The 20,982-nt window shown below is 60.6% G+C and carries 18 protein-coding genes; 10 read left to right on the forward strand and 8 right to left on the reverse strand.

The genetic code is table 11. The annotated features are described in order from the left end of the window. Positions 1-38: 38 nt before the first annotated feature. The 5 genes from CSC73_RS08325 to CSC73_RS08345 form a co-directional block, all read right to left on the reverse strand. Complete coding sequence (locus tag CSC73_RS08325) at positions 39-251, reverse strand: hypothetical protein (protein ID WP_163839979.1); 213 nt, start codon at positions 249-251, stop codon at positions 39-41. A gap of 468 nt (positions 252-719) precedes the next feature. Then, positions 720-1,433, reverse strand: a complete 714-nt coding sequence (locus tag CSC73_RS08330) for a DUF2306 domain-containing protein (RefSeq protein ID WP_163839980.1) — start codon at positions 1,431-1,433, stop codon at positions 720-722. Positions 1,434-1,931: 498 nt separating this feature from the next. Beyond that, positions 1,932-3,119, reverse strand: coding sequence for an IS256 family transposase (locus CSC73_RS08335; protein ID WP_343042710.1), 1,188 nt, complete (start codon positions 3,117-3,119; stop codon positions 1,932-1,934). Between the two features lie 46 nt (positions 3,120-3,165). Then, on the reverse strand, positions 3,166-4,419 hold the full coding sequence (locus CSC73_RS08340) for an STAS-like domain-containing protein (protein WP_163839982.1): 1,254 nt from the start codon (positions 4,417-4,419) through the stop codon (positions 3,166-3,168). A 98-nt stretch (positions 4,420-4,517) separates the two neighbouring features. Continuing rightward, positions 4,518-4,901, reverse strand: coding sequence for a hypothetical protein (locus tag CSC73_RS08345; protein WP_163839983.1), 384 nt, complete (start codon positions 4,899-4,901; stop codon positions 4,518-4,520). A 537-nt stretch (positions 4,902-5,438) separates the two neighbouring features. On the opposite strand from CSC73_RS08345, the gene CSC73_RS18660 reads away from it, so the two are divergent. From CSC73_RS18660 to CSC73_RS08385, 8 genes are all read left to right on the forward strand, one after another. After that, positions 5,439-5,870 carry a CopL family metal-binding regulatory protein gene (locus tag CSC73_RS18660; protein ID WP_163839984.1) on the forward strand — a complete coding sequence of 144 codons (432 nt, stop codon included), beginning with the start codon at positions 5,439-5,441 and terminating at the stop codon, positions 5,868-5,870. A gap of 117 nt (positions 5,871-5,987) precedes the next feature. Then, on the forward strand, positions 5,988-7,811 hold the full coding sequence (locus tag CSC73_RS08355; protein WP_163839985.1) for a copper resistance system multicopper oxidase: 1,824 nt from the start codon (positions 5,988-5,990) through the stop codon (positions 7,809-7,811). A gap of 5 nt (positions 7,812-7,816) precedes the next feature. Then, on the forward strand, positions 7,817-8,974 hold the full coding sequence (locus tag CSC73_RS08360; protein ID WP_211840846.1) for a copper resistance protein B: 1,158 nt from the start codon (positions 7,817-7,819) through the stop codon (positions 8,972-8,974). 15 nt (positions 8,975-8,989) lie between these two features. Continuing rightward, positions 8,990-9,766: a c-type cytochrome gene (locus tag CSC73_RS08365; protein ID WP_211840847.1), complete on the forward strand. Its 777-nt coding sequence runs from the start codon at positions 8,990-8,992 to the stop codon at positions 9,764-9,766. 19 nt (positions 9,767-9,785) lie between these two features. Beyond that, positions 9,786-10,304 carry a DUF411 domain-containing protein gene (locus CSC73_RS08370; protein WP_163839987.1) on the forward strand — a complete coding sequence of 173 codons (519 nt, stop codon included), beginning with the start codon at positions 9,786-9,788 and terminating at the stop codon, positions 10,302-10,304. A 78-nt stretch (positions 10,305-10,382) separates the two neighbouring features. Further along, entirely contained in the window at positions 10,383-10,781 is a 399-nt protein-coding gene (locus CSC73_RS08375; protein ID WP_093287122.1) for a heavy metal-responsive transcriptional regulator, read from the forward strand. Then, a complete protein-coding gene (locus CSC73_RS08380) occupies positions 10,778-13,168 on the forward strand; it encodes a heavy metal translocating P-type ATPase (RefSeq protein WP_163839988.1) in 2,391 nt (796 codons plus the stop codon). Before CSC73_RS08375 ends, CSC73_RS08380 begins: the two co-directional genes overlap by 4 nt. Before the next feature lie 58 nt (positions 13,169-13,226). Further along, a complete protein-coding gene (locus tag CSC73_RS08385) occupies positions 13,227-13,559 on the forward strand; it encodes an EF-hand domain-containing protein (RefSeq protein ID WP_246197430.1) in 333 nt (110 codons plus the stop codon). A 67-nt stretch (positions 13,560-13,626) separates the two neighbouring features. Here the strand turns inward: CSC73_RS08385 and hutH are convergent, their stop codons facing one another. Genes hutH through hutC form a run of 3 tightly spaced genes read right to left on the reverse strand, consistent with a single transcriptional unit; the run spans position 13,627 to position 17,589 of the window. Continuing rightward, positions 13,627-15,153: a histidine ammonia-lyase gene (gene hutH, locus CSC73_RS08390; RefSeq protein ID WP_163839989.1), complete on the reverse strand. Its 1,527-nt coding sequence runs from the start codon at positions 15,151-15,153 to the stop codon at positions 13,627-13,629. A gap of 7 nt (positions 15,154-15,160) precedes the next feature. Further along, positions 15,161-16,855: a urocanate hydratase gene (gene hutU, locus CSC73_RS08395; protein ID WP_163839990.1), complete on the reverse strand. Its 1,695-nt coding sequence runs from the start codon at positions 16,853-16,855 to the stop codon at positions 15,161-15,163. Positions 16,856-16,863: 8 nt separating this feature from the next. Next, positions 16,864-17,589, reverse strand: coding sequence for a histidine utilization transcriptional repressor HutC (gene hutC / locus CSC73_RS08400; protein WP_163839991.1), 726 nt, complete (start codon positions 17,587-17,589; stop codon positions 16,864-16,866). Positions 17,590-17,633: 44 nt separating this feature from the next. Between hutC and CSC73_RS18665 the strand changes: the two genes are divergently transcribed. Then, complete coding sequence (locus CSC73_RS18665) at positions 17,634-18,119, forward strand: CopL family metal-binding regulatory protein (RefSeq protein ID WP_163839992.1); 486 nt, start codon at positions 17,634-17,636, stop codon at positions 18,117-18,119. A 119-nt stretch (positions 18,120-18,238) separates the two neighbouring features. Beyond that, positions 18,239-20,953, forward strand: coding sequence for a TonB-dependent receptor (locus CSC73_RS08410; RefSeq protein WP_163839993.1), 2,715 nt, complete (start codon positions 18,239-18,241; stop codon positions 20,951-20,953). Positions 20,954-20,982: the final 29 nt, after the last annotated feature.

A 20,982-nucleotide genomic window follows, 5' to 3' on the forward strand; every position in this document is an offset into this window, starting at 1 on the left:
GGGATATGAGAGTAGCCTACCGTGGTTTGTGGGCCCGGTCAGGCGTAGGCGCTGACTACGGCTGCATCCCTGTTGCGCATCTCGACTACGACCGCCGTAGCCACTCCTGCAACATCGTGACGGGCGCCGGCCATCACATCGGCAGCTTCTAGGGCGTCATCCCATCTGGCGAACCAACCGCGACCTTCCATGCCGTGGTAGAGGTCCCAGCCAGTCATGGCTGGCATGATCACGAAGAACTCAGCATCCATAGTCTCGGCCCTGGCTGAAAAGTTGCCCCCGGTCCAGCTAACCGCTTGCTCAAGGCGAGACCCTTTTCCTTCTGCAGAGCGACAATTCTTGTCAGCGCAGGGGCATGCTTCCGGGGGCAGGATTAGCTTCGCTTAGTGACAGGGCCTGCGATATCAGCGAGTCACCCTTCGTTACGTAGGACTTTTCTGACGCTGATCGCTATAGCGACTGAACCAGCCCAGAGGTGGTCTGCTTCGCCGCGACGGTTTACCCAGAAGGGACCCAGCCGTACCGGATACTCGGCTTGGAACAAGGGACCTGAGAACTGGTGATCCAGACGGAGCGGCTAGCTCGCTAGGGGCCAAATGCGATCTGTTCCATAACCGACCAGGAGGATGGTGGGTACGACGACCACGTATCCGAGCCCCGGGAGCATACTTGTCCATAAAACGAAGCCGAAGAGGCGATGTCGAGAGCCGCTAACGACCCTAAGCGGACCCTATGTCGATGCGCGGCGAGCTGGGTACATCGATTCGTGCTCTCCGCAGGAGTGTCGCACGCATCAGGTCGACGATGCGATAGCCCCCCTCGTAGATGACCAATGGAAGCAGCCAGCTTAACCAGAGCAACGTCGCGATCATTGCCGGCGACGGTGCCAGTTCCATCGCAATCTGAGCTTGAAGAAGTATCCGGAAGGTGATCGGCGAGAGCGTCACGAGATAGTTGCGGATCATCCAGCGCCGATGCGGCCATACCCGGCCACGGTGAATCGCGATCAGCGCGACCAAGGCTGTCGTCAACCATGCCAGCGCGGTAGCGGTAAATGCTATGCGGATTTCGAATGGAGCTGGCGAAGTGGCGATTAGCCCTGTGGCGCCTGTGCAAGCGATGAGCATGCCGACCATGTAAATCCGGCCCATCCAGCGATGCAGGCGCGGATAGGCCCGCGGCCACCGGGTCAGGAACTGGAGCGGCCCCAAGACAACGGTTAGCGCCCCGCCGGCAAGGTGGGTCCACAGCCAACCTCGTCGCGACCAGAACATGGTGTAGGAACCGGGGTCCGGGTAGTGGTACTTGCCGTAGACAGTCAGCAGGAAATGGATGCTGATTATCCCGAGGACGAGCCACACCATAGCCCAACCAATGCGTCGGCCAAGGCGGGCGCGGGTGGGTGAAGAGGCATCCGAGACCTCAGAACTCATATGCACCTCCGGCCCATGCCTGACCGAAGAATACACAGGCCGGCCCTTTGATTGAACCGTGACCACGGCATCGGCGATATGTCGACTTCGGCCAAAGTCCAGATCAACCGGCTGGACCCGACCGAATCCGGGCTAACTCAGCCCCTAGATTTAAACGTCGAGCTTGAGCCGTACTTTTCCGGATACTCGGCTTGGAACAAGGTGCCGGAGGGCTGGTGGCCCAAGGCGGGCCAATAGCCACGCAGGGTGGGGAGCCCCCCTGTTCCTAAAGCCCTTTTCCCTGTTGGGCTTCCCTGATAACTCAAAGCCAAGATGCCCTGAAAAGGTCCGTGATCCGGGCTCTTGTGCCAGAGAGAAGTTAGCCCTGGACTGGATACACTACCACTTACGGATCATGTACTTAGGCCGATCTCGGGATCAGCCCAAATGCCTCGCGCGTTGACTCAAACACAGAGTAAACACGGTTTTAAGCCTGGGGTATCCAATGTCGCTCCCGATCTAAATCGAACGCCCCGCGCCTTCGTCAAACTGTATGGTGAAACGATTAAGGGCAGCTTTCCAGTCGTGCACTGGTAGAGACCATCGCTTGCTGATGTTGCGAAGTGCTAAATAAAGCAACTTCAGCAAGGCTTCGTCGCTTTGGAATGATCCGCGGTACTTCATCACTCTCCGTAGACTCATGTTGATTGATTCGATAGTGTTGGTTGTATAGATGATTTTTCGGATCTCTTTTGGAAAATCGAAGAACGTCACCACTTGTGGCCAGTTCCGCCGCCATGCCTGTCCGATACTGGGATAGTGCGGTTCCCACTTTCTTTCGAAATCAGCCAAGCGCTGCTCAGCGGCCTCAGCCGTCGTCGCCGTGTAGATCTTCTTAAGATCTGTCGCGACCTCGCGCCGCCTTTTCCACGACACAAAATCTAGACTGTTCCGGACCATATGCACGATACATAGCTGGATGGATGTCTTGGGGAAAGCAGTAGCAATTGCTTCTGGGAAGCCTCTCAATCCGTCTATGCAAGCGATGTAAATTTCGTGCACGCCACGATTCTTCAGCTCGGTAAGTATTTGCAGCCAGAATTTTGCACCTTCATTCTGCGAAATCCACAATCCGAGAGCCTCTTTCTGCCCTGTCAACGTGATACCGATCGCGACGTATACCGCCTTCACTCGCGATGCGCCATCTCTAACGCGAACGTGGATACAATCCATATATACGATTGGGTAAACAGGATCGAGAGGGCGCGCCTGCCACGCCTTTATTTCGTCAAAAGCCGCGTCTGTGATGCTAGAGATTAAGGCGGCGGAGGCTTGGACGTTATATGCTTCCTGCAATTGGTCTTGGATCTCTCGAGGATTTAGGCCTCTGGCATACATAGCCATAATCTTGTTATCTAATCCAGTCGCTTGGGCCATCCGCTTGCTGAATTTTGAATTCAGAGAATTGCCGCGACCGACGTTTTCACGCGAAGCCAGAGTGGTAGGCGGGGGTAAGAGGCGATTCGTTTGTGCGAGACCTTGATCACTCAATTCTGACTGGCGGCCATTCGCGGCCTCCAGAATCTTCGCGGCTAACTCTTTCAACAAGCCGCTGTCGCTGGAAACTAGATTCAGCAGCTCACTCTCCATGCCGCTTAGTGATTCAGAAGTTGAATTTCGATTCGTATCCATCACGGTAAGTGCCATTCGGGGAAGGAATGACTTTTTATCCTGCCTGGGTTGCAAAATATTGTCAGATACCTAACCCAGTAGTTACACGTTGCGAGATGGCCTTGTCGATGAGCATTCTGACTGTGTGCTCAACATTCTTGAACCGTATTCTTTGCATGAACTCCAAAGGTCCGAGTTTCACAAACAACTTTCCAAACACTTCGTCTGCAAAGCTACTTGAGACTAGAGGTACCATATCGAAATCAATCTCTATGGGTTGTCCCGGGCACATTTTTACAAGATTGTGAAGTTTGTGGTGAACCGGTGTTCCCGCTACGCGGCTGCCGAAGGACTTTGCCTCGTCCTTCAACCTTACATGCAGTACGTCAGTGCCGATGCCCTCGTACTTGGTTTCGATATAGTCAACCGGCGTATAGGACTTTCCGGAAAAATTCAATGCTTCCTTCAGTAGGTCCGGGTCGCTGAAGTTGATCTTGGCGATAACAAGCGTTCCATGAACAGGCACCTTCTGATCGCGAATTTCGAGCCCATAGTCCCCGGGCCTGAATAACAATCGCGCATGACCTGACTCAATTTGGAAAGCCCCCCCGCTGTGGCAGCAAATTTGGTAGCTGCCATAGAGACCATTTCCTTGACCCACGGATTTGTCCCGAGTTACCCCTTCCCGAATCGCACTATCCAGGGCATCCGTGTCGGACCCTTTAAACGAAGCTCCCGATCGCAGTGTGGTGGGAATCCCCAAGCCGGCATCTGCAATCGTAAACTCGACTACCTTAGTACTTCTCTGAAAACTGGAGACTTGCACGAGTCCTCCGATGGGAGACTCAGAATGCACGATTACGTTGTCAGTTAACTCATTAACGGCCCACTCCAAAGCGGCGAAGTTTTCGCGCCGTATGTCCGGAATACCACCCAGAATGGCATTTACGATGCGATTTACCGCATCATTTTGCTCTGTGGGATCTGAGAATTGGGTAGCCGGAATTTGAGTATGGCCTCGGAACTTGGAAGGCTCGAATTTTCGTGGTTCGATCAGGTTCGCCCAATTGGCGTTAGAAAAAAGGCGCGCCAGCTCTGGTTTTTTTGGCAGTACCAGCTGAGCGTCGACCTTCACGCTACGCAATCGTAGTAGCTCCGCGCAGAGCGCGAGCATTGGTCCGGGATAGGTCTCGGTGCACTCCGAAAAATCTATAATCAAATCTTGATAGCCATTCTCATGAACGGCGTGGTGAATGCATGCTAGCGGGTGATGCAAATCAGCATCTCGGTAAGGGCCGGAGAACTTAATTCTGTTGCCGTCGCGAATGACTGACATGAATCTGCTGCCATGTTTGGCCGGCTCCCCCTCGGACCCGTCTTGGAGTGCATAGTAGCGTCTAAGAAATTTGTTAGCCCGTGCTCGGAGTTGTTCGCCTACCGGCATGTGAAATATTTACGGCTGCGCCGCGCCACGGCGTGCCTCAGCACGGGCGACTGGTAGAACTGTCGCTGCTTGATGATGGCGTTGTGCGCGGCGCCCGCCTCCTTCATGAGGCCGTCTATCTCCTTCTCCGCGTTCTCCCGGATGGCCATGACGGCGACGCGGGAGTCCTCGGCCTCCGCCTGGGAGCGGATGGCGTGCGAGACGTTGGCGCCGCCCCATCGGCTCGCGGCTGCTGCCTTGGCGACGTCCATGTCCTTCTGCAGGCGGGCGATGGCCCTCACGGTGCGCACATGGATGGCGTCGAACGCGGAGGCGTGCTCGATCATCTGCGACGCGTTGAAGAGCGGGAGGCGGGGGTTCAGTGCGTTGTTCATTGGTGGACTACCTTTGTAGATTGGGAGAGTTGGTGCATCGATCCCGATCGCCCACCCGTCACGGGTGATGCTGGTAGATCCCCGCCCTGGGGACTGACCGCACGCCGTTGGCGATCGGTTGATAGGCATTGAGTCGCGTTGGCGTCGTCGCGAACAAGGTGCCGGAGGACTGGTGGCCCAAGGCGGGCCAATAGCCACGCAGGGTGGGGAGCCCCCTGTTCCTAAAGCCCTTTTCCCTGTTGGGCTTCCCTGATAACTCAAAGCCAAGATGCCCTGAAAAGGTCCGTGATCCGGGCCCTTGTGCCAGAGAATTCAACTGTGGCAGGCCGGATACGCCGAAATTGCCTGCTAATTTCCTTGTTAACGGGAATTGGGCCAGAGAGAAGTTAGCCCTGGACTGGATACACCACCATATCGCCAGTGGATTGCACCCCGGGTTCTGGCCGATGCGAGCGTCGAAGACATCCAACCTTGGACGTCCTTCAGAGTTCACGATCCTTTATCCCAAAGACCGACAAGTGGGGTTAAAGTACGGCCATGTCGGTCTGGGCACTACTTCTGCGGGTACTACTGAGCGTCGCCCTGGTGCTGAATGGCGCCACGGGAGCGGCCGCGGCAGTGCGCATGCAGATGACCCACGGCGATGGCCAGGCCCTTGCGGCCTTGGCGGCGGAGTCGCCCGAGCTTTCATCGGACGACATGCCGCCTTGCCATCAGCACGCAACCGAAGCTGGCGGCGAGCGCCCCTTGGCCGCAGACGATTCCGCACCCGCTGGGTCCAAGCACTCCACTCCGGACTGCTGCAAATCCTCCAGCTGCAATTGCGTCTGCGCGCATGCGACGCAGGCGCCGCTTGCGTCCACGTTCATCCATGCCCCGCTTGTCGACCGCAGCCAGAACGTCCGCCCGCTGTTGTTGGGCCACCCAGCGCCTGCGCTTCCGCATCTGAACCGACCTCCCATCGGCTAAGCATTCTTTGGGCGCCAACGGCGCCTGTCCTGATTTGCGGCTTGCGACGGATATCCGTGGCCGGCTCTTGAATGTTCCGCATGCGCGGACCTTTTCGATTTTCGAATGGAGTTTTTTATGTCGTCCGACCTTATTGGTCCTGGCGGGCTTCGCACGCTGTCCCGTCGCCGGTTCGTGCAAGGACTGGCCGCCGGCGGCGCGGCCGCGGCGCTGGGTCTGTGGCCGAAGAACAGCTGGGCGCTCAAAGGCGCTGGCAACAACAATGCCCTTTCCGGCACCGAGTTCGATCTGACCATCGGGGAAACACCGATGAACTTCACCGGGCGCACCCGCCCGGCGATCACGGTCAACGGTTCGATTCCCGCGCCTTTGCTGCGTTGGCGCGAAGGCACCACCGTCAACCTGCGCGTGTCCAACGCCTTGCCGGCCGGTTCCATCCACGGCCACGAGACTTCGATCCATTGGCACGGCATCCTGTTGCCGGCCAACATGGACGGCGTGCCGGGGCTCAGCTTCTCCGGCATCCACCGCGGCGAAACCTATCCGTACCGTTTCACCGTGCAGCAGGCAGGCACCTACTGGTACCACAGCCATTCTTCCTTCCAGGAACAGGCCGGCCTGTACGGTCCGCTGATCATCGACCCCATCGAACCCGAACCCTTCGCGTTCGACCGCGACTACGTGGTGATGCTGACCGACTGGACCGATCTGGATCCGGCCGCGCTGTTCTCGCGCTTGAAGAAGATGTCCAGCTACGACAACTACAACAAGCGCACGGCAGGGGACTTCATAAGCGATGTCCAGCGGCTCGGCCTGGCGGCGACCGTGAACGATAGAAAGATGTGGGGCGAGATGCGGATGACCCCGACCGATCTGTCGGACGTCGATGCGCACACCTATACCTATCTCATGAACGGCACCACGGCGCTCGGCAACTGGACCGGGTTGTTCCGTTCCGGCGAAAAAGTGCGGCTGCGCTTCATCAATGGTTCGGCGATGACCTATTTCGATGTGCGCATCCCTGGTTTGAAGATGACCGTGGTGGCCGCCGATGGCCAGTACGTCCATCCGGTTACCGTGGACGAGTTCCGAATTGCGGTGGCCGAAACTTTCGATGTGATCGTCGAACCTTCCGGGCAGGACGCTTTCACGGTCTTCGCCCAGGACATGGGGCGTACCGGTTACGTCAGCGGCACGCTGGCCGTGCGCGATGGCTTGCGGGCGCCGATACCGGCGATCGATCCGCGACCGCTACTCACGATGGCCGACATGGGGCATGGTGGCATGGGAGCTTCCAAAGGAATGGAAGGCGGGTGCGGCGCGAGCATGGGCCACGACATGTCTTCGATGGCGGCACCTTCAAGCGCCGAACACAACGGGCACGACATGGCCGGCATGGATAACGGCGGCGCAGCGATGCAGACCCATCCGCAGAGCGAAACCGGCAATCCGCTGGTCGACATGCAGACCATGGCCCCGGTTCCCAAGCTGGACGATCCAGGCATCGGATTGCGCGACAACGGCCGCAAGGTGCTCAGTTACTCGATGCTCAAGAGCACGTTCGAAGATCCGGATGGAAGAGACCCGGGGCGCGACGTCGAGCTGCACCTGACCGGGCACATGGAGAAATTCGCCTGGGGCTTCAATGGACAGAAATTTTCGGAGGTCGAGCCGTTGCGTCTGAACTACGGCGAGCGTCTGCGCATCGTCCTGGTCAACGACACCATGATGACGCACCCCATCCACCTGCATGGCATGTGGAGCGACCTGGAGGACGAGCAAGGGAATTTCCTGGTCCGCAAGCACACCATCGACATGCCGCCTGGCAGCAAGCGCAGCTATCGGGTGCGCGCCGACGCGTTGGGCAGTTGGGCGTACCACTGCCATCTGCTCTACCACATGGAAGCGGGAATGATGCGGACAGTGCGGGTGGAGGAATGATCGCCATGAATACGATGAATCGTTTGATGCGGGTTATTCCACTGTGTCTGCTTATCGGATCGTCGCTGGCGCCGGATCGGCTGCTTGCGCAAGAGATGGATCATTCCAGCATGCAAATGCCGGCACGTCCGGAGCCTTCGATATCCTCCACTCCAAAGGTCGAAGCGCCGGAAGAGAAGCCAGCTTCCCCGCCCGTCTCGGCCAATCCCCATGCGGGCCACGGCGATGCGACGCTGCCTGCAGCGCGGGTAGAGCAAGCTCCTGCGGAGCAGGTGGACCATGTCGCCATGGGTCACGCCATGCCGACGTCGACGGCGCCTGCAGAGCCTATGGATCATTCGAAGATGGGACACGACATGGGAGCCATGTCCGACGAGTCCATGCCGATGGATCATGCAGAAATGAATCATGCGGCAATGAATCATGACGTCGAGTCTGCCGCTCCGTTGCAGCCGCGCACGCCGATACCTGCGCTTACCGATGCCGATCGGGCCGCCGCGGCACCGCCATCGGGCGGCCATCCCGCGCACGACAACAGCATTCAGCAGTATGTGTTGCTGGATCGCCTGGAAGGCTGGGACGCCGATACTGGTGCAGGCACCGCCTGGGCGGTGCAGGGATGGCTGGGAACCGATCTCAACCGCCTCTGGCTGCGCAGCGAAGGCGAGCGTGTCGACAATCGTACCGAGAGCGCCGACTTGGAAGTTCTGTACGGCCGCAGCATCGCCCGTTGGTGGGATGTAGTGGCGGGCGTGCGTCACGACTTCAATCCAGGCGGGTCGCAGGATTTTGCAGCGATCGGCGTGATGGGGCTCGCTCCTTATATGTTCGAAGTGCAAGCCACCGGCTACATCGGACAATCGGGACAGACCGCGGCGCGGGTGGAAGTCGAGTACGAAATGCTGTTGACCAACCGGTTGATTCTGCAGCCTATGGTCGAGGTCGACTTCTACGGACGCAACGACGAACGACGCGGCATCGGCTCAGGATTGAGTACCGCGGAAGCCGGTCTGCGCCTGCGTTACGAGATAACCCGTCGGTTCGCGCCGTATGTCGGCATTGTCCACGAACGGGCTTTCGGCCGCACTGCCGATTTCCGTCGGGAAGAGGGCGAAGACGCCAGCGATACCCGCGTGGTCGCGGGCTTTCGCATCTGGTTCTGATAAGGGAGCAAGACCATGCCTATCGTCACACGCCGTTCGGCGATCACCGTCATCGTGCTGGCTCTTTCAGCGGTCCTGTTTTCCGGCCTCATGGTGTGGTCCGGTCTCTACAACGTGGCTGCCGACGATCCCCACATGAAGTCCACCTATCGCCTGCTGGAAACCATGCGGCAACGCTCCATTGCGGTACGCGCGGACAAATTGCAGGTGCCTGCGGATCTGAAAACCCCGGCGCGCATCGCGCAAGGGGCAGGCAACTACAACGCCATGTGCACGGGCTGTCATTTGGCGCCGGGCATGACGGACACCGAGCTCAGCAAAGGCCTGTATCCCGCGCCGCCGAACCTGACCAAGACGGAAGTGGATGCCGCAGAAGCATTCTGGGTGGTCAAGCACGGCATCAAGGCATCGGGTATGCCCGCCTGGGGAAAGAGCATGGACGATGCCTATATCTGGAATATGGCCGCTTTCCTCCAGGAACTCCCCAAGCTGACGCCGGCGCAGTACCAGGAGATGGTGGAAAGCAGCGGCGGGCATGCGCATGGTGGCGGAGAAACCGAATCGCATCAGCGCCCTGCAAATGTCGCGGACGACCACGATGAAGAGGCTTCGGATGGTCACGACATGCAAGACAGGACGACGAACGCTCCGCCGCCGCACGCACATGCGGCCGGCGCGCCACCGCATGAACGTGCTCCAAAGACAGCGAAGCCTCCTGTCGATGGGCACGTAGACATGGCCATGCCGGCGCCTGCGCCCGAGACGCATAAAGACGATGGCCACCAGCACTGATCCTCCAGAGATGCATTGAATGAAACTTTTTCCCCTGCGCACTATTGCTGTACCGCTCCTGATCCTGACGAGCACTTTGACCGCCTGCGTACGCAGCCCCGGGGACGCGGTCGTTCCGATCGCGGTCGCGGCGGAAGCCGCTGCACCCGTTCCGTCGCACGGGTTGCCGCTGGCGGTGGTTCACAAGAGCCCCAGCTGCGGATGCTGCGGCCTTTGGGTGGACCATCTGAAGAGCGCGGGTTTTCCGGTGGAAGTCCAAGACAGCGAGGACGTCGTACCCGTGAAGCACCGCCTGGGCGTGCCGTCCGGAAAAGGTTCCTGCCATACCGCCGAGATCGCCGGGTATTTCATCGAAGGGCATGTCCCGGCCGGGGACATCAAGCGCCTGTTGGCTGAAAAACCCGATGCGAAAGGACTGGCATTGCCTGGAATGCCCGCAGGCTCTCCTGGTATGGAAAGCCCGGATGGAACCTCCCAGCCCTTTACGGTCGAATTGGTGCAGGCCGATGGAACTACGGTTCCTTACAGCTCGCACTGACGGATCAGGTCTTGACTCTGGACCATGGTCCAAGCTGCAGACTGTCCGTGACGCGCTTCGCGCCAGCAGGTATGAGCTATGAAAATCGGTGAATTGGCCCAGAAGGCCCAAGTCAATATCGACACGGTGCGCTACTACGAACGGCAGGGTCTGTTGCCCGCACCGCAGCGCCTGCGCTCGGGTTATCGCCAGTACGCGCCGGGCGACGTGTCCCGCTTGCGCTTCGTGCGCCGGGCGAAGGCGCTTGGCTTCACCTTGCTGGAAATCCGCGACCTGCTGGAACTGTCGAACCATCGCGACGAAGACATGGCCGGCATGAAGACCGCCGCCATGCAGAAGCTCGATGACGTCGAAGCCAAGCTTGCCGAGCTCACCCGCATTCGCGACGGTCTCAGGACCTTGGTCGCTTCCTGCCCGGGTCATGGAATATTGGAGCAGTGCCCCATTCTCAATGCGCTGTCGGAGGATCCGGCATGAACACGCATAGCCATAGCGGCCACGACAAACCCACGCCAGGTGCCGGTGGCGGTTCCTGCTGCTCGTCTGCAACCAGCCACGCGCCAGCCGGCGCTGCGATCGATCCGGTCTGCGGGATGAGTGTCGATCCGGCTGCCACGGCGCACCATACTGTCCATGAAGGCACGGAGTATCACTTCTGCTCGGCGCATTGCCGCGAGCGCTTCGTTACCGACCCGAAGAAGTATCTTTCTCCGGCGTCGACGGCCGCTGAAATGATCGCGCCTGCCGGCACGATCTACACCTGTCCGATGCATCCCCAGATCCGCCAGCAAGGCCCCGGCACCTGTCCGATCTGCGGCATGGCGCTGGAACCGGAAATGCCGAGCCTGGAGGACGAAGATAACCCTGAGCTGCGTGATTTCACCCGGCGCTTCTGGTGGACGCTGCCGTTGACGGCGATCGTGCTCGCGCTGGCCATGCTGGGCCACCGCATCTCCTTCCTATCGACGGAGGCCCGTACGTGGGTCGAACTGGTATTGAGCGCTCCCGTCGTTCTGTGGGCGGGCTGGCCGTTCTTCGAACGCTGCATCCAGTCCATTCGCAACCGCAGCCCGAACATGTGGACGTTGATCGGCGTCGGCGTGGCCGCCGCTTTCGGCTACAGCGTGGTCGCCACGCTCGCACCCGGGCTGTTTCCCGATTCGTTCCGCGAACATGGCCGGGTGGGCGTTTATTACGAGGCGGCGGCGGTGATCGTCTCGCTGACCCTGTTGGGCCAGTTGTTGGAACTCAAGGCGCGTTCGAAGACCTCGGCGGCCATCAAAGCGCTGTTGGGGCTGGCGCCGAAGACGGCAAGGCGTATCAAAGACGACGGCGTGGAAGAAGACATTCCGCTGGATCACGTTCATACCGGCGATCGCCTGCGTGTGCGTCCCGGCGAAAAAATACCGGTGGACGGCACCGTACTGGAAGGACGCAGCAGCATCGACGAATCGATGCTGACCGGAGAACCCATTCCCGTCGAAAAAGAGAAGGGGGCCAAGGTCATCGGCGCGACCCTCAACGGCACCGGTAGCCTGATCGTGCGTGCCGATCAGGTGGGTGCGGCGACGATGCTCTCGCAAATCGTGCAGCTCGTGGCCCAGGCGCAGCGGTCGCGCGCTCCCCTGCAGCGCATGGCAGACAAGGTGGCCTTCTGGTTCGTGCTCGCGGTGCTGGCCGCCGCCCTGCTGACCTTGCTTGGCTGGGGATTGTTCGGTCCGGAGCCTTCCTGGACCTACGCGGTACTCAACGCCGTTTCGGTGCTCATCATCGCCTGTCCTTGCGCGCTGGGTCTGGCGACGCCCATGTCCATCATGGTGGCTACCGGGCGCGCCGCCCACGCGGGCGTGTTGTTCCGCGATGCCGAAGCCCTGGAACAGCTACGCAAGATAGATACGTTGATCGTCGATAAGACCGGTACGCTCACGGAAGGCCGCCCGACTTTCCGCGAAACGATCCTGGCCAACGGCTTCACCGCCGATCAGGTCCTGCGGTGGGCCGCCAGCCTGGAGCAGGGCAGCGAACATCCTTTGGCCGAAGCGATCCTGGCCGAAGCCCGACAGCATGGACTTCCGCTGGTAGCCGCCGAAGATTTCGATTCGGTAACGGGGCAGGGCGTGCGGGGCACGGTCGAGGGCCATGCGCTCGCCCTGGGCAATCAGGCATTGATGGCTGCGGTGAATGCGGATATCGCTTCTGTCGCGGACGACGCCGAACGCCTCCGCAAGCAGGGCGCAAGCGTCATGTTCCTTGCGGTCGACGGACGCTTGGCCGGTGCGGTGGCCGTCGCCGACCGGATCAAGGAAACGACTTTGCCCGCTCTCAATGCCTTGCGTGCGGAGGGGCTGCGCATCGTCATGGCTTCCGGCGACGCCCAGGCTACGGCGCAGGCGGTGGCCGGCACGTTGGGAATCGAGGAGGTATACGGCCAGGTCCGGCCGCAGGACAAGGTGGCGCTCGTACAGCGCCTGAAGGCCGAAGGCCGGCGCGTGGCCATGGCCGGCGATGGAATCAACGATGCTCCCGCCTTGGCCGCAGCGGACGTCGGAATCGCGATGGGGACGGGCACCGATGTGGCCATGTCCAGTGCGCAGGTAACTCTGGTCAAGGGCGACTTGACCCGGATCGTGCGGGCCCGCGCCATCTCCGAAGAAACGGTCGCCAATATGAAGCAGAACCTAGGCTTTGCTTTTCTTTATAACGCCCTGGGCGTACCGATCGCCGCTGGCGTGCTGTATCCGGTATTCGGTCTTCTGCTTAGCCCGATGATCGCCGCATTGGCGATGAGCCTGAGCTCGGTATCCGTCGTTACCAACGCACTGCGCCTTGGAAGAACGTCGTCCAGATCGCTAAACAACGCCTAAAGTCCTGAGCCGACGAAGGGCGCCTCTTGTCATTAGGCTCATCCCAAGGAGTTCGTTCATGAAGTATGCGTTTCCGATTCTTGCGATTTCGCTGTTGATTTCCATGGATGCCGCCGTCGCGGCCGATCCGGCGAAGACTACGGCCAAGCCCGCAAGTCCTCATACGATGGATCACGGCAAGAGTGATCCTTCGCATGGTCAGATGGATCACGGCCAGGCGGCTGGAGCAAAGGGCAGCGACGCCTTCGTCAAGCTCGATGCGAACAAGGATGGAAAGTTGTCGCGCGCGGAGATGGCCAAAGACCCGAAGGCCGCGCATTTCGGCATGCTCGACGCCAACAAGGACGGCAGTCTTAGCGCCGCTGAGTACGCAAAAGCCAAAGGCATGTAATCGGCGGAAGACGCGTGATGCGACGGCGTAAGACTGTGGTGCGTCGTCGCATCCCTCCGCTATGCGGTCAGAATGCGTGTTCCAGAGGCAAGACGAGGAATTCATCGAGTCGGCCATGCGCTATCAGGCTGTCTATGTCCTGCATTTCAGGCGCGATATAACGGTCCTCGCCGTAATGCGCCGCTACTTCACGTACGCACGTCCTCACCGCCTCCAGCGTAGCCGAAGAGCGGAGTGGGCGGCGGAAGTCGAGACCCTGGCAAGCCGCCAGCAGTTCGATCGCCACGATACGCCGCACGTTGGTCGCGACGTCGAGCGCCTTGCGCGCGGCGAAGGTCGCCATGCTCACGTGGTCCTCCTGGTTCGCCGAGGTCGGCAGCGAATCCACGCTGGCGGGATGCGCCAGCGTCTTGTTTTCGCTGGCCAGCGATGCGGCGGTGACGTGGGCGATCATGAAGCCCGAGTTGAGTCCCGGTTCGGCGACCAGGAAGGGCGGTAGCCCTGAGATGCTGGAATCGATCAGCAACGCTATCCGGCGTTCCGACAGGGCGCCTATTTCAGCGGTAGCGATGGCGATCTGGTCGCTGCAGAAAGCAACGGGCTCGGCATGGAAGTTGCCGCCGGAGATCACCTCGCCGGTATCGGCGAAGATCAAGGGATTGTCGGACACAGCGTTGGCCTCGACCCACAGCGTTCGTGCGGCATGGACCAGTTGATCCCGGCACGCTCCCATCACCTGCGGCTGGCAACGCAGGCTGTAGGGGTCCTGCACGCGGTTGTCGTTCTCGCGGTGCGACTCGCGGATGGCGCTTCCGGCCAGCAGTTCAAGATAGACGCGGGCCACTTCGATCTGTCCTTTCTGTCCGCGCACTTCGTGGATACGCGGATCGAAAGGCGCGTCCGAACCGCAGGCCGCATCCACGCTCAATGCGCCGGTCAGCACCGCCGCCGCGAATACCTGTTCGGCGGCGAACAAGGCCATGAGCGCGATCCCGGCGGAAACCTGCGTGCCGTTGAGGAGGGCGAGGCCCTCCTTGGCCGCAAGGCGGATCGGCGTCAGACCGGCACGGCGCAATGCTTCGCCGGCAGGCAGTTCTTCGCCATGCAGGCGCGCCTGGCCTTCGCCCATCGCCGCCAGGGCGAGATGGGCGAGGGGCGCCAGATCTCCCGAGGCGCCCACCGAGCCTTGCGCGGGAATACAGGGCCAGATCTGCGCGTTGTACATTTTGACCAGGCTATCCAGCGTTTCCGGACGTACGCCGGAATATCCGCGCGCCAGCGAGCCGATCTTCAGGGCCAGGATCAGCCGTACCGATGCGTCGTCCAACAGCGGTCCCATGCCCGCCGCATGCGATCGCACCAGGTTGGCCTGCAGTTGTTCGAGTTGCTCGACCGGAATATGGATCTTCGCCAGCTTGCCGAAGCCGGTGTTTATTCCATACGCCGGCTGGCCGGCCGCGACGATTTTCTGCACCGCTTCGGCGCAGGCGCGAATGCCCGCCTGACAGCTTTCATCCAGCCGGATCGGTTCGAATCGCACCGCGATCGAGCGCAGCTGGGAAAAACTGATCTGTCCGGGTACCAAGGTGAGCATGGGAGTCTTATCCGATTATGGCGGGTAGATCGAGTCCGTGGATGCGCGCGCAATCCTGCGCGAGGCCGTAGCCGGCATCGGCATGGCGCATGACTCCGGTGGCGGGATCGTTCCAGAGAACGCGGGTCAGTCGCCGGTCGGCCGCTTCGCTGCCGTCGCAGACAATGACTACGCCGGAATGTTGGGAGAAGCCCATGCCGACACCGCCGCCATGGTGCAGGCTGACCCACGTGGCGCCTCCTGAGGCGGCGAGCAATGCATTCAACAATGGCCAATCCGAGACGGCATCGGAACCATCCAGCATGGCCTCCGTCTCCCGGTTCGGACTGGCCACCGATCCGCAATCCAGATGATCGCGGCCGATCACGACGGGAGCCTTGAGTTCACCATTGCGCACCATTTCATTGAAGGCCAATGCGGCACGATGGCGCTCTCCCAGGCCCAACCAGCAAATGCGCGCAGGCAATCCCTGAAAAGCGATCCGTTCGCGCGCCTGGTCCAACCAGCGATGCAAATGCGTGTTCTCCGGGAAAAGTTCTTTGACCTTCTCATCGGTCCTGTAGATGTCCTCCGGATCGCCGCTCAGCGCCACCCAGCGGAACGGACCCATGCCACGACAGAACAGCGGCCTGATGCATGCGGGTACGAACCCGGGAAAATCGAAAGCGTCGGCCACGCCGCGATCCAACGCCACCTGCCGGATGTTGTTGCCGTAGTCGATGGTGGGAACGCCCATCCGATGGAAATCCAACATTGCGCGCACATGGACCGCGCAGGATTCTCCCGCGGCATCGGTCAGGGCCTTGCGCTGGTCGTCGGTGCCCTCGCGCGCGGCTTCCCAATCGGCGATGGTCCAGCCCATGGGCAGGTATCCGTTGATCAGGTCGTGCGCCGAGGTCTGGTCGGTGACGGCGTGCGGACGCGCAATGCCCTGACGCGCGAGTTCGACGAAACGCGGCAATAGCTCGGCCGCGTTGCCCAGCAGCCCGACCGACACAGGCTTGCTGGAGTTGCGGACGATCTCCAGCGCCTGCTCGATCGTGTGCGCCTTGTGGTCCACGTAGCGGGTGCGGATACGGAAATCTATCCGCGATTCCTGGCACTCGACCACGATGCTGCTCGCACCCGTCAAGGTGGCGGCAAGCGCCTGGGCGCCGCCCATGCCGCCCAGGCCGGCGGTGAGTATCCATTTCCCCGTCCAATCGCCCTGGTAGTGCTGGCGCCCCAACTCGACGAAGGTTTCGTAGGTGCCCTGCACGATGCCTTGCGAACCGATGTAGATCCATGAGCCGGCGGTCATCTGGCCGTACATCATCAAACCCTTCTTATCGAGTTCGTTGAAGTGGTCCCAAGTGGCCCAGTGGGGCACCAGGTTCGAGTTTGCGATCAGTACGCGCGGCGCGTCGGTATGGGTGCGGAATACGCCCACCGGCTTGCCCGACTGGATAAGCAGCGACTGATCGTCTTCCAGATCGCGCAGCGCTTCCAGGATGCGGTCGAAGCACGCCCAGTTGCGCGCCGCGCGCCCGATGCCGCCATAGACCACCAGATCTTCCGGACGCTCGGCGACGTCGGGATCCAGATTGTTCTGCAGCATCCGGTAGGCCGCTTCGGTCAGCCAGCTTTTGCAGTGCAGATGGGTGCCGCGCGGGGCGCGTACGGTGCGCGCTGCGGGCGCAGCGGTCGATGCTCGGGTATCCATGGAGTTTCCTATGGGGCAGGCGAACCGCCCACCTGGAACGAACCGACAAAACGGTAGCGCGAGGCGGGGTAGGTAAGACGGACGTAACTGGCCACGTGTCCGCGCGACCAGGTGCGGCGGGTCAGTACGAGAACAGGATCGTTCTCCGCGATTTCGAGTTGGGCGGCCAGGCGTTTGCTCGCGACTTCCGCCTCGATGATGTGTTCGGTCCTTTCAAGCGGCGCAACCCGCATCAGGTACTGGTGCGGAGTTTCGTTCTGGAAGTCGATTTCCAGGTAGTCCGGCGCGGAGATCGGGTTGACGAAGCGATCTTCCAGTTGCAGGGGCTTGCCGTTGGCCTTGTGCAGCAATCTGGTGTGGAACAACTCGGCTCCCGGTTCCAGCCCGAACTGGCTGGTCACCGCTGGACGGGCGAGCACCGCTTCGCTGATGAGCACTTTCATGCTGTGGACTTGTCCGCGCGCCGAGATCTCGTCGCGGATGCTCCGTACCTCGAACAACGCGGATTCCGCCTTCGGTCCGGCGACGAAGGTGCCCACACCCTGGACTCTGGACAACACACCGGAGTCGCTGAGCTCGCGCAGTGCGCGATTGACCGTCATGCGCGAGACGCCGAACTTCTGGACGAAGTCGTTCTCGCTGGGCACACGGCTAAGCGGCGGCCAATCGCCATTGGTGACGTGGCGGAGGATGTACTGCTTGAGCTTGAGGTAATGCGGCTTGGGCTGGTCCATTTTCTTAGCATGGCATGTCTATACAACCGCCGCCAGCAGCTTCGATGCTGTGTCGCACAAAAAATATTGACAACACTTTTAATCGCGTGTTATTGCTGTGGTATAGACAACCTGTGGCCCGCCTTCCGCCAGTGCCTTCGATTCGCCATCTACTGCGAATTTTCCTGATCATCGTGCTTTGCGCCGATGGAACCACGGGTGCGTGGGCAGCCACGCGCATGGCGACGAACCAGGCTTCGCAGGCGGGCCACGCAAGTGCCGGCACGAAATCGAAATCGGACTGCGACACAAGCGCCAGCCACGGCAAGAAGTCGGCTTCCGCGCCCGCAGCGGGTCAGGATCAACACGACGGCTGCGATTGCGGCAGCGATGCTTCTTGTGCGTGCGGATGCATGCTCACCTTCCACCCTGGCCGCACAGCGCCGCTGTTCGCGGCCCAGCATGCGCTGATGTCGGTTCATCCAGCGCAACCGCTTTTGCCAGTCGTGCCTACTCAAGTATCCCGGCTTTTCCGACCTCCGATCTACTGAGCTTGTTCCATCGCCTCAAGGGCGATGCGCTTTGCTGTCCTGCATTCGTCTCCAGCTCTGCGAGCCTTCGGCGTCAGGACTCAACCTGAACAAGTCAAACCCAATCGGGGAGAGAACCCATGTCTTTCAAACGCAATCCGCTGGCAGCGGCCGTCGGCATGCTGCTGTGCGCCGGTTTCGCCAGCTCGGTACAGGCCCAGGAAACCACTTCCACGGAAGATGAAGCCAAGACCCTGGATACGGTCCAAGTCACTGGCAGCCACATCAAACGGCTGCAAATTTCCGGCGTCGGACCGGTGACGGTGGTCGATGCGGAGGCCATCGAACGTTCCGGCGCCACTTCGGTGGAGACTCTGTTGCAGCGCCTGCCGGCATCGGCAGGTTTCGCGGGCAGCCAGACCAATGCCTATTGGGCGGAAAACGGCTACGGCACGACCCAGGTCAATCTGCGCGGTCTTGGCATCAACCGGACCTTGGTGCTGCTCAACGGTCGCCGCATGGTGAATGGCGGTACGGGCGCCAACAGCTCGGTCGACTTGAACGTCATTCCAGTGGCGTTGATCGAGCGCATAGAGGTGTTGAAGGACGGCGCTTCTGCGATCTATGGAGCCGACGCGGTCGCCGGCGTGGTCAATATCATTACCAAGAAAGGTTTCGACGGGGCCGAAGCCAGCGTGCGCTACGGACAGACTTTCGAAGGCGATGGCGAAGAGAGTTCCTTCGATCTGGCCTGGGGAACGACCAGCGATCGTGGCTCGTTGATGGCCGGTCTCAGTTACTCCGAAGGCGGCACCGTCAACATGGCCTCGCGCGCTCCCTGCGGTCTGGGCGAGGTCGATGGGAGTCTGCAATGCGTCGGCAGCTCAGCTACGATCGGCGGACGGGCTTTGCTGGCAGATGGAAGCCGTGTGAACTTCAACCAGGATCCGAACGGGGACGGCGATTCTTACGAGCCGTACTCGGCCGCCAGGCATAACTACAACGGCAATCCTTCTCTCAATGCGGTCAACCCGATCAAACGCTTGAGCTTCAGCCTGTTCGGCGACACGTCACTCAGCGAAGACGTCAAGTTGTTCACCGAGCTGATGTTCACCAACCGCCAATCCGATCAGTTGGCGACCCCCGGCAGTTTGGGCGTGTATCGCCCCATCAATATCGCAGCGGACCATCCAACCAATCCGACCGGACAGGATCTGCTGCTGCAGCGACGCCGTCTGGAAGAAGCCGGCCCCCGCGAGTTCTACCAGGAGACCGATACCTTCCGTGCGGTGATCGGCCTGGAAGGCCAATTCGGCGTGGGCTGGGATTGGTCGGCCGCCATCAACTGGGGACGCAACACCGGTGTGGATGGTTCCACCAAGGTCGCCAATCTCGATAGAGTGGACCAGACCCTCGACACCGCTGTCTGCAGCAACGCTCCGGGAGCGGCGATACCCTGCGCCGATTACTTAGGCTACGGAGACATCACCCAGGATGTGCTGGACTACATTCTGTACACCACGCGTGACAACGGCGGTAACGACCAGAAGAGCTTCACCGCCAACGTCAGTGGCCAGCTGTTCGAGTTGCCCGCCGGATGGGTCGGTTTCGCTTCGGGCGTGGAGGTCCGCAAGGAACGCGGCTGGCGCGATCCCGATCCGTTGACGGTGTTGGGAAGCGCCAACACCAATCAACAGGATCCCATCGCCGGCGAGTACACGGCCAAAGAAGTGTTCGCGGAGTTCGCGGTGCCGTTGCTCCAGGACAGCGTTATCGCCGAATCGTTGATCTTGAATGCGGCGGTGCGCTATTCCGACTACGATTTGTTCGGCGAGGACATCAACTACAAAGTCGGCCTCGACTGGCAGGTCGTTCCGTCGCTGAAAATACGCGCCAACTACGCCACCGCTTTCCGTATCCCCAACATACCGGAACTGTTCGGAGGCATCGCCGAAGGAAACCTGACCACCACCGATCCCTGCAGCGGTTGGAGCGCTCTGCCGACCGACTCGGTAGTGCGGCAGAATTGCCAGGCTTATGGCGTGCCGGCCGGCTACGTGCAACCAGGCAACACCATCCTCACCACTGCGGGTGGAAATCCGGAACTGGAGCCGGAGGACGCCGATTCCTTTACGGTGGGCGCGGTATGGACGCCCGGATTCCTGCCGGGGCTCACGTTGACGGTGGACTATTTCGACATCAAGATCGAAAACGCCATCCAGCGCATCGACGGTTCGACCAAGCTGGCCATCTGCTACAACACGCCGGGCTTGGCCCATCCGTTCTGCGACGCCTCCAACTTCACCAGGAATCCGGTCACCGGCGAAGTCGATTTTCTTTCGTCCCAGCCGGTCAACGCCGCCAATGAACGCGTCACCGGCATCGATCTCGGCGGACTGTACGAATTCGACGTCGCCGACTTCGATTCGGCCGTATCGCTGGATGTCTCCTATCTGGATCGCTACGACGTACGGCCGTTCCCCGGCGCCGACGTTATAGAGTACGCGGGCAAGATCACGGGTGGGCGGGGAAGTTACGCGAAGTGGCGCGCCTATACGTCGTTGACGATGAAGCGCGAAGCCTGGTCGGGCTCCTACAGCATGCAGTACATCGGTTCTGCCGACGACATCAACGCGACGCCAGGCGATATCGGCGACCATGCGCCAAGCGTGACTTACCACAACGTGCAGCTCAAGTACTCGCCGGCCAAGTCGTTCGATGTCGCTTTGGGCATCGATAACCTCTACGACAAGAAAGCCCCGTTCATCCAAAGCTATACCGACGCCAACACGGACACGATGACCTACGACCTGCTGGGCCGTCGCTGGTATGTGCGCGTCGGCTATCACTGGTAAACAAGGTCCACCCCGCCGGCAGAGTCCGG

It is taken from the genome of Pseudoxanthomonas sacheonensis (genome assembly GCF_010093305.1).
GTDB classification, from domain to species: Bacteria; Pseudomonadota; Gammaproteobacteria; order Xanthomonadales; family Xanthomonadaceae; genus Pseudoxanthomonas_A; species Pseudoxanthomonas_A sacheonensis.

Coding starts and splice junctions, on each gene's coding strand:
- CSC73_RS08385 (WP_246197430.1), top strand. CDS start 13,227: ATGAAGTATGCGTTTCCGATTCTTGCGATTTCGCTGTTGATTTCCATG.
- CSC73_RS08345 (WP_163839983.1), bottom strand. CDS start 4,901: ATGAACAACGCACTGAACCCCCGCCTCCCGCTCTTCAACGCGTCGCAG.
- CSC73_RS08325 (WP_163839979.1), bottom strand. CDS start 251: ATGGATGCTGAGTTCTTCGTGATCATGCCAGCCATGACTGGCTGGGAC.
- CSC73_RS08370 (WP_163839987.1), top strand. CDS start 9,786: ATGAAACTTTTTCCCCTGCGCACTATTGCTGTACCGCTCCTGATCCTG.
- CSC73_RS08355 (WP_163839985.1), top strand. CDS start 5,988: ATGTCGTCCGACCTTATTGGTCCTGGCGGGCTTCGCACGCTGTCCCGT.
- hutH (WP_163839989.1), bottom strand. CDS start 15,153: ATGCTCACCTTGGTACCCGGACAGATCAGTTTTTCCCAGCTGCGCTCG.
- CSC73_RS08340 (WP_163839982.1), bottom strand. CDS start 4,419: ATGTCAGTCATTCGCGACGGCAACAGAATTAAGTTCTCCGGCCCTTAC.
- CSC73_RS08365 (WP_211840847.1), top strand. CDS start 8,990: ATGCCTATCGTCACACGCCGTTCGGCGATCACCGTCATCGTGCTGGCT.
- CSC73_RS08335 (WP_343042710.1), bottom strand. CDS start 3,119: ATGGCACTTACCGTGATGGATACGAATCGAAATTCAACTTCTGAATCA.
- hutU (WP_163839990.1), bottom strand. CDS start 16,855: ATGGATACCCGAGCATCGACCGCTGCGCCCGCAGCGCGCACCGTACGC.
- CSC73_RS08375 (WP_093287122.1), top strand. CDS start 10,383: ATGAAAATCGGTGAATTGGCCCAGAAGGCCCAAGTCAATATCGACACG.
- CSC73_RS18665 (WP_163839992.1), top strand. CDS start 17,634: ATGCTGTGTCGCACAAAAAATATTGACAACACTTTTAATCGCGTGTTA.
- hutC (WP_163839991.1), bottom strand. CDS start 17,589: ATGGACCAGCCCAAGCCGCATTACCTCAAGCTCAAGCAGTACATCCTC.
- CSC73_RS08360 (WP_211840846.1), top strand. CDS start 7,817: ATGAATACGATGAATCGTTTGATGCGGGTTATTCCACTGTGTCTGCTT.
- CSC73_RS18660 (WP_163839984.1), top strand. CDS start 5,439: ATGTCGGTCTGGGCACTACTTCTGCGGGTACTACTGAGCGTCGCCCTG.
- CSC73_RS08410 (WP_163839993.1), top strand. CDS start 18,239: ATGTCTTTCAAACGCAATCCGCTGGCAGCGGCCGTCGGCATGCTGCTG.
- CSC73_RS08330 (WP_163839980.1), bottom strand. CDS start 1,433: ATGAGTTCTGAGGTCTCGGATGCCTCTTCACCCACCCGCGCCCGCCTT.
- CSC73_RS08380 (WP_163839988.1), top strand. CDS start 10,778: ATGAACACGCATAGCCATAGCGGCCACGACAAACCCACGCCAGGTGCC.